Consider the following 12,472-nt stretch of genomic DNA (forward strand, 5'->3'; position numbering starts at 1 on the left):
TGGTTCCTTTCCGGTCGGGTGCCGCGTCCCTGGGGGCGCGACGGCGGTGAGGAGCGGTGCCGGGGGCCGTGCGCACGACCCCCGGCGAGGTGGTCAGTCGGACAGGACGCCCGACGGGGCGACGGCGGAGAACGTGATGCGGAGTCCGTCGCCCTGCGGCTCGATCGAGGCAGGCTCGTAGGTGTCGCCGAGTCCCCGGAGGAGGGCGTCGAGCTGCGCGACGGTCTCGCCGCCCTGCGGCGTGACGTCGAACTGGCGGAACACGGACTCCTGCTCGCCCGGCAGGGCTGCCGGGTCGGCGACCGAGATCGGGGCCACCGCCGCGAGCTGGCCGAGCACGATCAGGGCGCGGGGGTCGAGACGACCGTCACGTAGGGCCTGGTCGAACGTGGCCGACACCTGCAGGGACGGGTTCTCGGCGAGCTCGGCACCGGCGGCGGACCGCGCGGAGGCGGAGGCGGCGGCGGAGCGCTGCGCCTCGGCGGCGCCGTCGCTGTCGATGCGGCGGACGTTCACCTGCTGGTCCCCGTCGCCGAAGGACGCGACGACCGTCGAGCTCTCGAGGGCTGAACGGACGTCGGGCGACCCTGCGCCCGAGGTCCGGACCGACTCGGTCTCGAACAGGTAGTCCGAGTCGCGCCAGCCGTTCGGCGACTGCGCCTGGACGGCGCCGTCGGTGTCGATCTTGTAGAACCAGATCACGTTGTCCCTGGCGAAGCCGGCACGGACCAGGTCGACCCACACCGCGTCGTCGACGAGGAGGCGGCTGTCCTTGGGGACGTTGGTCTCGACCCAGGTCTCGGCGTTGCGCATCGGCGCGTCGAGGTCGGAGTCGAGGAACCCGCGCAGCTGCACGGCCCACAGGGGCACCAGGGCGACCACGGCGGCGACGGTGAGCGCGATCCAGGTGACGGAGCCGGTGCGGACGGCTGCCGTCGACACGGCACCGGACCGGCGTGCGCGGACCGACTTCACGGCGGCGTCGGTGACGGCGGCGATCAGGAGCGCCGCGAACGGCAGCAGCATGATCACGTAGGGCACCGGCAGGTAGCCGCCGGGACGGAACATGAACGCGATCAGGAAGACCATCATCACGGCGATCGGGCGGACCCGCTTCATGAAGAGGCCGACGACGGAGGCCAGGGTGCCGACCACGATCAGCACCTGGTCGAGCTGCCACCACTGCGAGACCGTCGCGAAGAAGAGGCTGCCGGTGTCGAACACCGAGCCGCTCGCCTCGCGGGTCGCGAGCTGGAACTGGATGCCCTCGAGCAGGCTGACGCGGCCGGCGCCCGGCAGCAGCTCGCCCTTGACCGCGGCGAGCGCGACGTAGCCGAGGCCGACGAGCACGAGCAGGCTGCCCGCGATCGAGAGCGTGTAGCGGCGGGTCGACTTGTCGGCGCCGCGCCACATCATCCAGGCCAGGAACGGCAGGGCCAGCAGGTACGTCTCCTTCGAGAGCACCGCGATGCCGAACGAGACGGAGGCGGCGGCGAAGCCGGCGAGCTGGTAGCGCTTGCTGAGGGCGAAGACGAACGCGGCCAGGAGCCACGGCGTCGCGACGTTGTCGAGGTAGACCGTCCGGTGGAACTGGAGGGCCAGCGGCGACACGGCGAACACGAGGCCGGCGACGGCCGCGGCGGGGCGGCTGAGGCCGAGCTTGCGGGCGAGCAGCCAGAGCAGGGCGACGGCGACGACGGTGAAGGCGAGCATCGCCTCACGGCCGGCCAGCACCGCGACGTCGTAGCGGTCGAAGGCGCCGGTCAGGGCCGTGTAGGCCGAGATCTGCAGCCAGCCCACCGGTGGGTGGTCGTACCAGTAGGTGTAGTGGGCGAGCTCCCCGAGGTTCTGCACGGCCCAGGCCTGGGCCGTGTAGGTGCCCTCGTCGTCGATGCGCTGCGGCGAGCCGGCCATGTTGAAGGCCTGCACGACGGCGGCGATCGCCATCAGGGGCAGCAGCCAGACGAGGCTGGCGCCGTGGCGGCGGAGCCACCCGGGCCTGCGCTCGGGTGCCTGCTGCGGAGTCGTCGCAGGACGACGGGGCGCCGAGGCGATGCGGTCGTCGACCGTCGTCGGACGGTTCAGCGTGCTGGTCATCGGTCACCTCCGGTCATGGCGAGGGCGGGCTCCTGCTGGGAGGCGCGGGGCGCCTCCTGCGAGGCGGGGGTCTCGGCGGGGCGGTGGGCCCCGGTGTGCTCCGTCTTCTCCCAGGCGTTCATGCCCCGGATCTGACGGAAGACGGCTCGCACGGCGGCGAGGGCGAGGAAGATCTGGTACGGGATGAGGCCCCAGATCAGGCGGAAGTAGTCGCGCGCCCTGACCTTCTGGCCGTAGGTGCGACCGAACTCCCGGAGTCCGGTGAACTCGACGGCCAGCAGCACCAGGGTCGGCGCCAGCGGGATGAACGAGACGAGCGCGATGGCCGTGGGGACCTTGATCGTGAAGATCAGGATGACGGAGATCGGGATCAGGAGGCCGGTGGCCGCCTGGATGAAGGGCATGGTCAGCAGGTAGCGGGCCATCAGGCGCTGACGCAGACGCGGCAGCTTCTTCCACTCGCCCTTGCCGTAGACCTGCATGAAGCCCTGGTTCCAGCGGGTGCGCTGCTTGAGCAGCGAGACGAACGTGCCGGGGGTCTCTTCGCGGGTGACGACCTCGGGGCTGTAGGCGACGACGACCTTCGCGCCGGCGCTCGACAGGCGGACGCCCAGCTCGCAGTCCTCGGCGAGGCACTCGGCGTCCCAGCCCTCCGACCAGTCCAGCCAGTCCTTGCGGACGAAGACGGTGTTGCCGCCGAGCGGGATGAACTTCTCCTTGGCGTGGAAGTGCAGGCGCGAGCGGAACCAGAAGTAGTACTCGAGCACGTTGCGGAGGCTCCACCAGCTGGACTGGAAGTTCATCAGCTGCACGCCGCCCTGGACGACGTCGGCGTCGGTCTCGCTGAAGCGCGAGTCGACCAGCGTCAGGAGGCGGGGGTGCACCTCGTCCTCGGCGTCGAACACGCCGACGATCTCGCCGCGCGAGGTCTGCAGGGCGAGGTTGAGCGCCTTGGGCTTGTTCTTGGGGACGCTCGAGTCGACCACCACGCGGATCAGGTCGGGGTGGCGAGCCGCGGCCTCACGGGCGACGCGCTCGGTGCCCGGGTCGTCGTGGCCGACGATCGCGATGATCTCGAAGTCGGGGTGGTCCTGCAGCGCGAGGCGGTCGAGGGTCTGGCCCATGACCTCCTCCTCGTGCCGTCCGGGGACGAGCAGGGTGAACGAGTGGCGCGCGTCGAGCGGGTCGGAGCTGAACTGGCTGCCCTCGAGGTTGTCCTTCGAGCGCCAGGCGTGGAGCATCCACCACAGCGTCGAGACGGCGACGGCGGTCAGCAGCAGCGACACGAGGACGAGGGACGAGTAGCCGATCCACTCGAAGGGGCTCCAGTCGGGCAGCGAGAAGCCCGAGAGAGCCTCTCCCGCACCGGAGCCGGTGCCGCGGTTGGGCACGAACTGGTCAGGGCTCGTGGGTGCCTGCGGCGTCAGCAGGGGCTGGGGCTCGCCGGCGGCGAGCAGGGAGTGCACGGGGTGCGTCGGGTCAGTCGACACGGTCGTTCTCCTGTCGGGTGAGGGTGGGCGATGGTGTCCGGATCACGACGGTCGGGTGCCGCGAGCGGGGTGGTGCGGGTGGTGCGGTCAGCGGGCGTCGGCCGTGGCCGGCGCGAAGACGAACCAGCGGTAGGCCACGTAGCGGAACGCCGTGCCGAGCACGAGCCCCACGCCGTTCGCCGCGATGTTGTCGGCGAGCTGGCTGGTGTGGCCGAGCACGTAGTGCGACACGAAGAGGCACAGGGAGGCGATGGCCAGCCCCCCGACGTTCACGAGGGCGAAGACGACGGCCTCCTTGAGCACGGCCCGGCCTCGGTCGGCACGGAACGTGAGGTACCGGTTGCCGAGCCACGCGACGGCGGTCGCGATGATCACCGAGATCACCTTCGCGCCGATCGGCTTGTCGTCGAGCAGGGTCACGCGCAGCAGGTTGTACACGCCGACGTCGACGACGAAGGCGATGCCGCCGACGAGGCCGAAGGTCGCGAGCTCGCGGAGACGGCTGGCCACGCGCACCGAGACGGCGGCGCGGGCGGGCACGGAGGACGTCGCCGAGGAGGCGGCGGCAGGGTCGACGCCGGGAGCGTCGGCCGGTCGGGTGGTCACCCTCTCGTCGAGGGCAGTGGCGTCGGGCATGACACCGGTTCGGGGGCCCCCCGGAAGGGGGTTTGCCTGGGGTACGACGTTGTGTGCTGGTTGCCAGGTTGACGTCACGTGCTGTTCACACGGCCGTCCCGGCTGTCGCTCGCCTCGCGCCCGGGACGCGCGTAGCGTGGGCCCATGGAATTCAGATACCTCGGACACAGCGGTCTCAAGATCTCTGAGATCACCTACGGCAACTGGCTGACGCACGCCTCCCAGGTCGAGAACGACGTCGCGACGCAGTGCGTCCGCGCCGCCCTCGACGCGGGCATCTCGACCTTCGACACCGCGGACGCCTACGCGAACACGGGCGCCGAGACGGTGCTCGGCGCGGCGCTCGCCGGCGAGCGCCGTGAGTCGCTCGAGATCTTCACGAAGGTCTACTGGCCGACGGGCCCGGCGGGCCACAACGACACCGGCCTCAGCCGCAAGCACGTCCTCGAGTCGATCGACGGCTCCCTGAAGCGGCTCGGCACCGACTACGTCGACCTCTACCAGGCGCACCGCTACGACAGCGAGACCCCGCTCGAGGAGACGATGCAGGCCTTCGCCGACGTCGTCCGCCAGGGCAAGGCGCTGTACATCGGCGTGAGCGAGTGGAACGCCGAGCAGATCCGTGCCGGCCACGCCCTCGCCGAGAAGCTCGGCGTGCAGCTGATCTCCAACCAGCCGCAGTACTCGATGCTCTGGCGGGTCATCGAGCAGGAGGTCGTCCCGGCGAGCAAGCAGCACGGCCTGAGCCAGATCGTCTGGTCGCCCGTCGCCCAGGGCGTGCTGACCGGCAAGTACAAGCCCGGCGCCGAGTTGCCCGCAGGCAGCCGCGCGACGGACGAGAAGGGCGGCGCGAACACCATCAAGCGCTTCCTGACCGACGAGGTCCTCACCGGCGTCGCCGCACTCGAGCCGATCGCCGCCGACCTGGGGCTCTCGATGGCCCAGCTCGCCATCGCCTGGGTGCTGCAGAACGACAACGTCGCCTCGGCGATCATCGGGGCCTCGCGCCCCGAGCAGGTCGCCGACAACGTCAAGGCGGCAGGCGTCACCCTGCCCGCCGAGGTCATGACGGCGATCGACGAGGCGCTCGGCGACCTCGCCGAGCGCGACCCCGCCAAGACGGTCTCGCCGGCCGAGCGACCCGCCTGACCTGCTCGGCCGACCTCCCGTGACGACGCTCCCGATCTCTTGCCAGGGATCGGGAATGTCGCGCGGGAGGATGCGCTTGCATATACTCGTACCGACCTTCGGTGACACGTCACCGATCTAGATCTCATCGAACAGCTCATCGAACAGCCCACAGAACAGCAGGAGAACACCATGGCCATCACCGCAGAGAAGATCCCCGCCGGCACCTGGACCCTCGACCCCACGCACAGCGAGGTCTCGTTCAGCGTCCGCCACCTCGCCATCAGCAAGGTCAAGGGCTCGTTCGAGTCGTTCGACGCCTCGCTCGTCACGGACGAGGAGCACACCGCCAGCAAGGTCACCGCGTCCATCGACGTGGCCTCGGTCAACACGAACCAGAAGGACCGCGACGGCCACCTCCAGACCGGCGACTTCTTCCTCGCCGAGGAGCACCCGAAGATGACCTTCGTCTCGACCAGCATCGAGGAGAAGGGCGACGACGCGTTCCTCGTGCACGGCGACCTCACCCTCCGCGGCGTCACCAAGCCCGTCACCCTGAAGAGCGAGCTCGGCGGCCTCGTCGTCGACGGCTACGGCCAGACCAAGCTCGGCTTCTCGGCGACCACGAAGATCGACCGCACCGAGTTCGGCGTCACCTGGAACGCCGCCCTCGAGGCCGGCGGCTTCACCCTCGGCAACGACGTCACCGTCACGCTCGAGATCCAGTTCGTCCTCGCGCCGTAGTCCACGCCGCACGCACGACGCGCCCCCGGGCGCGACCGTGACCGGAGGGCCCGCACCTGCACTCGCAGGGGCGGGCCCTTCGTCGTGCCCGGCGCCTCCTCGCGTCCGCTCCTCCCTACGCCAGGACCCGGCGGAGCAGCGCCCTCTCCCCCAGCGTCCAGGCCGCGCTCGTCACCATGTAGAGAGCGGCGGCGAGCGGGACGAACGCCGCGACGACGACGGTGACGAAGGGCAGCACGCGGGCCGCCGTCGCGAGGCCGGGCAGCGCCTCCTGCCCGGACGTCGCGGCCGCCGGGCCGGCCGCCCGCAGGTCGGCCCGGCGTCTCAGCTCGACGACGACCGCGAGCACGACCAGCAGCACCACGAAGGGCCAGACGGCGCCCGCCGCGAGGCCGCCGACGACGGCACCGGCCGAGCCCACGAGGGAGGCGCCGAGGGCCGCCCCCGCCAAGGCGTGCCCGAGCAGCGCGTTGGCGTGCCCGGCGATCACGGGGTGCGAGAACAGCGACCAGACGGCGGTCAGCACCGGGGCCTGGGCGAGTGTCGGCAGGCAGCCCGCCAGCGGCGACACCTTCTCCGACGTGTAGAGCGCCGCGGTCGCGCGCTGCAGCGCCTGGGGGTCGCGGATGCGCCGGCGCAGGTCGGCGAGGGCGGGGGCGAGTCGGCGGCGGCCGATCTCGGCGCGCACCTGCGACACCCCCACGGGCACGAGCAGCACCCGCACCAGCAGGGTCAGGAGCACGACGGCGAGCGCGGACGACGAGGCGCCGGCGAGGGGCTCGACGAGGTCGCTCAGCGCGACGACGACGGTGTGCAGGCCGTCGAGGACTACGGCGACGGGCGGGAAGGCGGACAGGTCCATGGTGGTGTTCCTCACGGCAGAAGGGGGATGGTCTCTTCTGGCCGTCGGGCACCGCGGAAGCGGTCAGACGGCCGGGAGGAGCCGTCCCGGTGCCCGTGCGCGCACGTGTCCGTCGGCGTCGGGGTCGCGGGCGAAGACGAGGAGGCGCACGTCGGCGCCCTCGGTCAGCACCGTCCCCGGCACGGCCGCGCCCAGCCCCGCGAGCGCCAGCACCGCGCGGGCGACGACCACGATCGCCAGCACCGCGGCGGCGCCGACGAGGCCGACGACGACGGCCGCGGGCAGCGACCCGCCGTGGCCGACGGCGAGGCCGGTCACGAGCGCGAGCTCGAGCGGCGCGAGGACGCGCACCAGCAGCTCGAGCAGGGAGGTCATGCACCCGACACTAGAGGACACGCCGGGGCGCCCGGTAGGTACGCTGACGGCGGACCTCGCATGCCGCGGCCTTCCCTGGGAAGGCTCGCGCGCCTCCTGCGTTGTCACCGTCACACCTGCTCCGAGGAGGACCCGCATGGCTCACGACTGGATCACCCTGCAGCACCGGGCGCACGCCGAGTTCGCGCGCCGCGTCGAGGCGGTCACCGACTGGGACGCCCCGACGCCCGACACCGAGTGGGCCGTGCGCGATCTCGTCCGCCACGTGACCCGCGAGCAGCAGTGGGTGCCCGTGCTGCTCGAGGGCGGCGACCCCAGCGAGGCGCAGGCGTCGGTCGAGCCCCTCGGCGACGACCTCGTCGACGCCTGGCACCGGTCGTCGCGCGCCGCGGCCGAGGCGTGGCGCGAGGCGGACCCGGACGCGTCGGTCCGGCTCAGCTCGGACGTCGTGCCCGTGCACGAGTACCTCGCCGAGCAGGTCGCCGACGTCACCATCCACGCGTGGGACCTCGCCCGGGCGATCGGCTCCGACGAGGAGCTGGACGACGACCTCGTCGCCGCCGTCTGGTCGGTCTTCGAGCCGCAGCGCGACGCCCTGGAGGCCTCGGGCCTGTTCGCCTCGCCCGTGCCCGTCGACGACGACGCCCCGATGCTCGTGCGCCTGCTCGCGCTGACGGGCCGCGACGCGCGCTGACGCAGGCCGCCCCCTCCCGCCGACGCAGAGCATGCGGAGCGGGCGCCCTCGCAGGTCGCCCGGACCTCGGGATGGTTCGATGTCGGCATGACCGCCGACGCCGAGTCCGACGCCCGCCCCTGGCTGCACAGCTACGCCCCGGGCGTCCCCGCCGACATCGAGCCCGTGACGGGCACGCTCGTCGACCTCATCGACGACGCGGTGGCCGCCCACCGCGGGCGGGTCGCCCTCGAGTTCTTCGGGCGCGAGACCAAGTACCGCGATCTCGGCGACGAGATCGACCGGGCCGCCGAGGGCCTCCGCAAGCTCGGCGTGACGGCAGGCGACCGCGTGGCGATCCTCCTGCCGAACAGCCCGCAGCACGTCGTCGCCTTCTACGCCGCGCTCCGCCTCGGCGCGGTCGTCGTCGAGCACAACCCGCTCTACACCGACCGCGAGCTCCGCCACCTCTTCGAGGACCACGGAGCGAAGGTCGCGATCGCCTGGGACAAGCTCGTCGGGCGCCTCCGCGACCTGCCAGGCGACCTGCGCTTCGACACGGTCGTCTCGGTCGACGTGACGCGCGGCATGCCCCTCGGTACCCGGCTCGCCCTCAAGCTGCCGATCCCCGCCGCGCGGAAGTCGCGCGACGCGCTCACCGCACGCGCGGTCGGCGACGTCACCTGGCCTGACCTCGTCTCGGGTCGTCCGTTGAAGAAGCGCCACCCTCGTCCCGCCCTCGACGACGTCGCGCTGCTGCAGTACACCAGCGGCACCACCGGCTCCCCGAAGGGCGCCGTGCTGACCCACCGGTCGCTCCGCAGCAACGCCGAGCAGGGCCGCGCCTGGGTGCAGGGGATCGTCGAGGGAGAGGAGACGGTCTACGGCGTGCTGCCGTTCTTCCACGCCTACGGCCTGACGCTCTGCCTCACGTTCGCGATGCGGATCGGCGCGCGTCTCGTGCTGTTCCCCAAGTTCGACGTCGACCTCGTGCTCAAGGCCGCGGCGAAGCACCCGCCGACCTTCCTGCCCGCCGTGCCGCCGATCTACCAGCGCCTCGCCGAGGCCGCCGAGCAGCGCGGCGTCGACCTGCGCAGCGCGCGGTTCGCCATCTCCGGCGCGATGAACCTGCCCCTCTCGACCGTCACGGCCTGGGAGCGGGTCACGGGCGGCATGCTCGTCGAGGGCTTCGGCCTCACCGAGACGTCGCCGGTCGCGCTCGGCAACCCGATGGGGCCGACCCGCCGCCCCGGCACCGTGGGCGTGCCCTTCCCCTCGACCGAGGCGCGCGTCGTCGACCGTGACGACCCCGATCCCGAGCGCCCCGTCACGCCGGGCGCCGCGGGCGAGCTGATCCTCCGGGGGCCGCAGGTGTTCCGCGGCTACTGGAACCGTCCCGACGAGACGGCGGAGGCGTTCCTGCCGGGCGGCTGGTTCCGCACGGGCGACATCGTCAGCATGAGCGCCGACGGCTACGTCACGATCGTCGACCGCATCAAGGAGCTGATCGTGACCGGCGGCTTCAACGTCGCCCCGTCCGAGGTCGAGGAGGCGGTGCGCGGCGTCGCCGGCGTCGCCGAGGCCGCGGTCGTCGGCCTGCCCCGTGAGGGCGGCGGCGAGGACGTCGTCGCCGCGATCGTCGTCGAGCCCGGCAGCACGGTCGACCCCGAGGAGGTGCGCGACCACTGCCGCGAACAGCTCGCGGCCTACAAGGTGCCCCGTCGCGTCGTCGTGGTCGACGAGCTGCCCCGGTCGCTGATCGGCAAGGTCCTCCGCCGCGAGGTCCGCGACGCCCTCATCGCCGCCCGCTGACGTCGGGCCTCCTCCTCGGTCTACAGCACCGCCCAGCGGCCGAGCGGCCAGAAGACGACCGTCGCGCGGCCGACGACGTGGTCGAGCGGCACGAAGCCCTCGTAGGGGCCGGTCACGTGCGACCGCGAGTCCGCTGAGCGCTCGCGGTCGTCGCCCATCACCCAGAGCGCGCCGTCGGGCACGGTGACGTCGAACGGCGCCAGCGACGCCGGGTCGCCCTCCGGCACGTCCAGGTACGGCTCGTCGAGCGGCTCGCCGTTCACGAGCAGGCGCCCCGCGGAGTCACAGCACGAGACGGTGTCGCCGGGGAGGCCGATGACGCGCTTGACGAGGTCGTCGCCCTCGGCCGGGCCCAGCCAGCCGCCCGGGTCCTCGAAGACGACGACGTCGCCGCGGTGCAGGTCCATGACGTCGGGCACGAGCTCGTTCACGAGGATGCGGTCGCCGATCAGCAGGGTCTGCTCCATCGACGCCGACGGGATGAAGAACGACCGCACGAGGAAAGTCCGCACGCCCCACGACACCAGCAGCGCGACGAGCACGATCACGACGAGGTCGCGCAGCCAGCGCAGCCCGCCCGCCCGCCGGGTCGCAGGAGGCGCGGCGGCGTCAGCAGGATCGGTCACGCCCCCATCCTCCCCCGTGGCGGATCTACGCCGCGGCCTTCCGCAGGCGCTCGAGCCGCGCGAGCGAGTGCTCCTCGGCCACGGGCTTGTCGCCGAGGACGCGGCCGATCGCCCCGAGCATCAGCCCGGCGGGCCGCGTGGTCGGCAGGTCGACGGGCCCGACGTGCGGCGAGCGAAGCCCGAGCAGCTCGCGGAACCGAGGCTGCAGCGTCCCCACGGCACCGTTGAACAGCACCGGGTAGCCGACGCGCAGCACCGGGAACAGGGGCGGCCGCTTGATGAAGCCCACCACCTCCTCCGTCCTGGCGGTGCGCTCGAGGATCCCGCGCCGGTCGAAGTCCATCAGCTGCTCCTGCATCTCGGCGACGGATCGAGGCGGGTCGACGACGCCCATCAGCTCGCCGGCGGTCGCCCACTCGCGCACGTACGCGTCGGGACCACCAGGCACCTCGCCCTCGCCCCACGCCAGGTACGCGGCGAGGAAGGAGTCGGCGAAGGCCATGTGCACCCAGCTCAGCAGCTCGGGGTCGTTCGCCGCGTAGTCGTGCGAGACGCCGTTCCGGTCGTCGTAGCTGCCCACGACCTTCGTGTGCAGGCGGCTGACCCACCGGGAGGCGTGGGTCGCCGCCTCCTGGCTGCCGTAGGTCACGGTGTAGATCCAGCGGATGGTGCCGGCGAGGCGCCCGAGCGGGTCCTCGCGGAACCGGGAGTGGTCGTGCACGCCGGCGAGCGCCCCGGGGTGCAGCGCCTGGACGAGCAGGGCCCTGACCCCGGCGAGGATCGCCGTGTTCGAGCCGTGCACCGCCCAGACGGCAGAGCCCGGCGGGAAGAACCCGGCGTCGTCGCCCTTCTCGAGGTCGGTGACCCACTGGGGCGTGCCCGTGTACTGGCCGTTGAAGGTGTACTGCAGGCGGGCGCGGAGCGGCTCGGTCAGGGCGGGCATCCTCCGATCATGCGCCGCGGGGGCTGGGCGCCTGCTCCCGGCGACCGTCGACGTCTCGACGTCGAGTCAGTCCGGCCGATGCTGCCCACACGCACCGCGCCTCCTCGTCCTGGTGTCGAGACGAGGAGGCGCGGGTGGACGAGGCAGGGAGGCGTCAGTTGCCGTGCGCCTCCTCGGCGACGGGCTGCCACTCCTCCCAGAGCGCGAGGCGCGACTCGTAGTCCTTCTTCGCGATGCCGAGCGGCGCCTTGCCGAAGAAGACGCGGAGGGGCGGCTCGTCGGCGTCGACGACCTTGAGGATCGCCGTGCGGGTGGCCGTGGGGTCGCCGGGGTCGGCGGCCGACGGGCGCTTGGACGCCGCTTCGCGCACCTCGGCGTAGGCCTCGTTCTCGTCGCTGCGCGAGGCGGACGGGCCAGACCAGTCGGTCGAGAAGCCGCCGGGCTCGACGAGCGTGACCTTGATCCCGAAGCCGGCGACCTCCTGGGACAGCGACTGGCTGATGCCCTCGAGGGCCCACTTCGAGGCGTGGTAGATGCCGACCGTCGGGAACGCGCTGATGCCGCCGATGCTCGAGACCTGCACGATGTGGCCTGAGCCCTGCTCGCGCATGATCGGCAGTGCCGCCTGCGTGACCCAGAGGGCGCCGAAGAGGTTCGTCTCGAGCTGGCCGCGCGCCTCCTCCTCGGTGATCTCCTCGACCATGCCGAAGTGGCCGTAGCCGGCGTTGTTGACGACGACGTCGAGACGGCCGAAGTGCTCGGCGGCCTGCTGCACGGCGGCCACGTCGGCGGCACGGTCGGTGACGTCGAGCTGGAGGGGCAGGAACGTGTCGGGATACTGCTCGACGAGCGCGTCGACCGCCTCCAGCTTCCTGGCCGTGCCGGCGACGCTGTCGCCGCGCTCGAGGGCCGCCTCGGCCCACTCTCGGCCGAAGCCCTTCGACGCGCCGGTGATGAACCAGACCTTGCTCACGGTGTTCCTCTCGTCGTGTGGTGTCGCGCTCTCGCGCGGTCGCGCTGTCGGGAGCGCGGGTCCACTGAACGCCTGGCCTCCCCGACGCGCGCACAGCCAGCTCGGAGGGTGCG

The 12,472-nt window shown here is 72.3% G+C and carries 12 protein-coding genes; 4 read left to right on the forward strand and 8 right to left on the reverse strand.

Annotated features, from left to right (window positions below; genetic code table 11):
* Nucleotides 1-93: 93 nt before the first annotated feature.
* The 3 genes from JOE35_RS11960 to JOE35_RS11970 all read right to left on the reverse strand — a co-directional run bounded on the left by JOE35_RS11960 (nucleotide 94) and on the right by JOE35_RS11970 (nucleotide 4,223).
* Nucleotides 94-2,097 (reverse strand): hypothetical protein, encoded by a 2,004-nt coding sequence (locus tag JOE35_RS11960; protein WP_209561252.1) that lies wholly within the window; start codon nucleotides 2,095-2,097, stop codon nucleotides 94-96.
* A complete protein-coding gene (locus tag JOE35_RS11965) occupies nucleotides 2,094-3,587 on the reverse strand; it encodes a glycosyltransferase (RefSeq protein ID WP_307803064.1) in 1,494 nt (497 codons plus the stop codon). Before JOE35_RS11965 ends, JOE35_RS11960 begins: the two co-directional genes overlap by 4 nt.
* An 87-nt stretch (nucleotides 3,588-3,674) precedes the next feature.
* Nucleotides 3,675-4,223 carry a GtrA family protein gene (locus JOE35_RS11970; RefSeq protein WP_209561253.1) on the reverse strand — a complete coding sequence of 183 codons (549 nt, stop codon included), beginning with the start codon at nucleotides 4,221-4,223 and terminating at the stop codon, nucleotides 3,675-3,677.
* A 144-nt stretch (nucleotides 4,224-4,367) separates the two neighbouring features.
* Here JOE35_RS11970 and JOE35_RS11975 point away from each other — a divergent pair, with 144 nt between their 5' ends.
* Entirely contained in the window at nucleotides 4,368-5,372 is a 1,005-nt protein-coding gene (locus JOE35_RS11975; RefSeq protein ID WP_209561254.1) for an aldo/keto reductase family protein, read from the forward strand.
* Nucleotides 5,373-5,543: 171 nt separating this feature from the next.
* On the forward strand, nucleotides 5,544-6,095 hold the full coding sequence (locus tag JOE35_RS11980) for a YceI family protein (protein ID WP_209561255.1): 552 nt from the start codon (nucleotides 5,544-5,546) through the stop codon (nucleotides 6,093-6,095).
* Nucleotides 6,096-6,210: 115 nt separating this feature from the next.
* On the opposite strand, the gene yidC is transcribed toward JOE35_RS11980, so the two are convergent.
* Both yidC and JOE35_RS11990 read right to left on the reverse strand, forming a co-directional pair.
* Nucleotides 6,211-6,957 (reverse strand): membrane protein insertase YidC, encoded by a 747-nt coding sequence (gene yidC, locus JOE35_RS11985; protein ID WP_209561256.1) that lies wholly within the window; start codon nucleotides 6,955-6,957, stop codon nucleotides 6,211-6,213.
* A gap of 63 nt (nucleotides 6,958-7,020) precedes the next feature.
* A complete protein-coding gene (locus JOE35_RS11990; protein WP_209561257.1) occupies nucleotides 7,021-7,332 on the reverse strand; it encodes a DUF6412 domain-containing protein in 312 nt (103 codons plus the stop codon).
* Nucleotides 7,333-7,468: 136 nt separating this feature from the next.
* Between JOE35_RS11990 and JOE35_RS11995 the strand changes: the two genes are divergently transcribed.
* Both JOE35_RS11995 and JOE35_RS12000 read left to right on the forward strand, forming a co-directional pair.
* A complete protein-coding gene (locus tag JOE35_RS11995) occupies nucleotides 7,469-8,026 on the forward strand; it encodes a TIGR03086 family metal-binding protein (protein WP_209561258.1) in 558 nt (185 codons plus the stop codon).
* Between the two features lie 87 nt (nucleotides 8,027-8,113).
* Nucleotides 8,114-9,817: a long-chain-fatty-acid--CoA ligase gene (locus JOE35_RS12000; RefSeq protein WP_209561259.1), complete on the forward strand. Its 1,704-nt coding sequence runs from the start codon at nucleotides 8,114-8,116 to the stop codon at nucleotides 9,815-9,817.
* Nucleotides 9,818-9,837: 20 nt separating this feature from the next.
* Here the strand turns inward: JOE35_RS12000 and lepB are convergent, their stop codons facing one another.
* The 3 genes from lepB to JOE35_RS12015 all read right to left on the reverse strand — a co-directional run bounded on the left by lepB (nucleotide 9,838) and on the right by JOE35_RS12015 (nucleotide 12,359).
* Entirely contained in the window at nucleotides 9,838-10,443 is a 606-nt protein-coding gene (gene lepB / locus JOE35_RS12005; protein WP_209561260.1) for a signal peptidase I, read from the reverse strand.
* Between the two features lie 25 nt (nucleotides 10,444-10,468).
* Nucleotides 10,469-11,386: an oxygenase MpaB family protein gene (locus JOE35_RS12010; protein ID WP_209561261.1), complete on the reverse strand. Its 918-nt coding sequence runs from the start codon at nucleotides 11,384-11,386 to the stop codon at nucleotides 10,469-10,471.
* Between the two features lie 154 nt (nucleotides 11,387-11,540).
* A complete protein-coding gene (locus tag JOE35_RS12015; RefSeq protein WP_209562125.1) occupies nucleotides 11,541-12,359 on the reverse strand; it encodes an SDR family oxidoreductase in 819 nt (272 codons plus the stop codon).
* Between the last annotated feature and the right edge of the window lie 113 nt (nucleotides 12,360-12,472).

This window comes from Frigoribacterium sp. PvP032 (genome assembly GCF_017833035.1).
Classification (GTDB): domain Bacteria; phylum Actinomycetota; class Actinomycetes; order Actinomycetales; family Microbacteriaceae; genus Frigoribacterium.

What these genes read in the sequence shown, in the direction of transcription:
- JOE35_RS11960 (WP_209561252.1), bottom strand. Translation starts at nt 2,097, where the DNA reads ATGACCAGCACGCTGAACCGTCCGACGACGGTCGACGACCGCATCGCC.
- JOE35_RS11970 (WP_209561253.1), bottom strand. Translation starts at nt 4,223, where the DNA reads ATGCCCGACGCCACTGCCCTCGACGAGAGGGTGACCACCCGACCGGCC.
- JOE35_RS11975 (WP_209561254.1), top strand. Translation starts at nt 4,368, where the DNA reads ATGGAATTCAGATACCTCGGACACAGCGGTCTCAAGATCTCTGAGATC.
- JOE35_RS11980 (WP_209561255.1), top strand. Translation starts at nt 5,544, where the DNA reads ATGGCCATCACCGCAGAGAAGATCCCCGCCGGCACCTGGACCCTCGAC.
- yidC (WP_209561256.1), bottom strand. Translation starts at nt 6,957, where the DNA reads ATGGACCTGTCCGCCTTCCCGCCCGTCGCCGTAGTCCTCGACGGCCTG.
- JOE35_RS11990 (WP_209561257.1), bottom strand. Translation starts at nt 7,332, where the DNA reads ATGACCTCCCTGCTCGAGCTGCTGGTGCGCGTCCTCGCGCCGCTCGAG.
- JOE35_RS11995 (WP_209561258.1), top strand. Translation starts at nt 7,469, where the DNA reads ATGGCTCACGACTGGATCACCCTGCAGCACCGGGCGCACGCCGAGTTC.
- JOE35_RS12000 (WP_209561259.1), top strand. Translation starts at nt 8,114, where the DNA reads ATGACCGCCGACGCCGAGTCCGACGCCCGCCCCTGGCTGCACAGCTAC.
- JOE35_RS12010 (WP_209561261.1), bottom strand. Translation starts at nt 11,386, where the DNA reads ATGCCCGCCCTGACCGAGCCGCTCCGCGCCCGCCTGCAGTACACCTTC.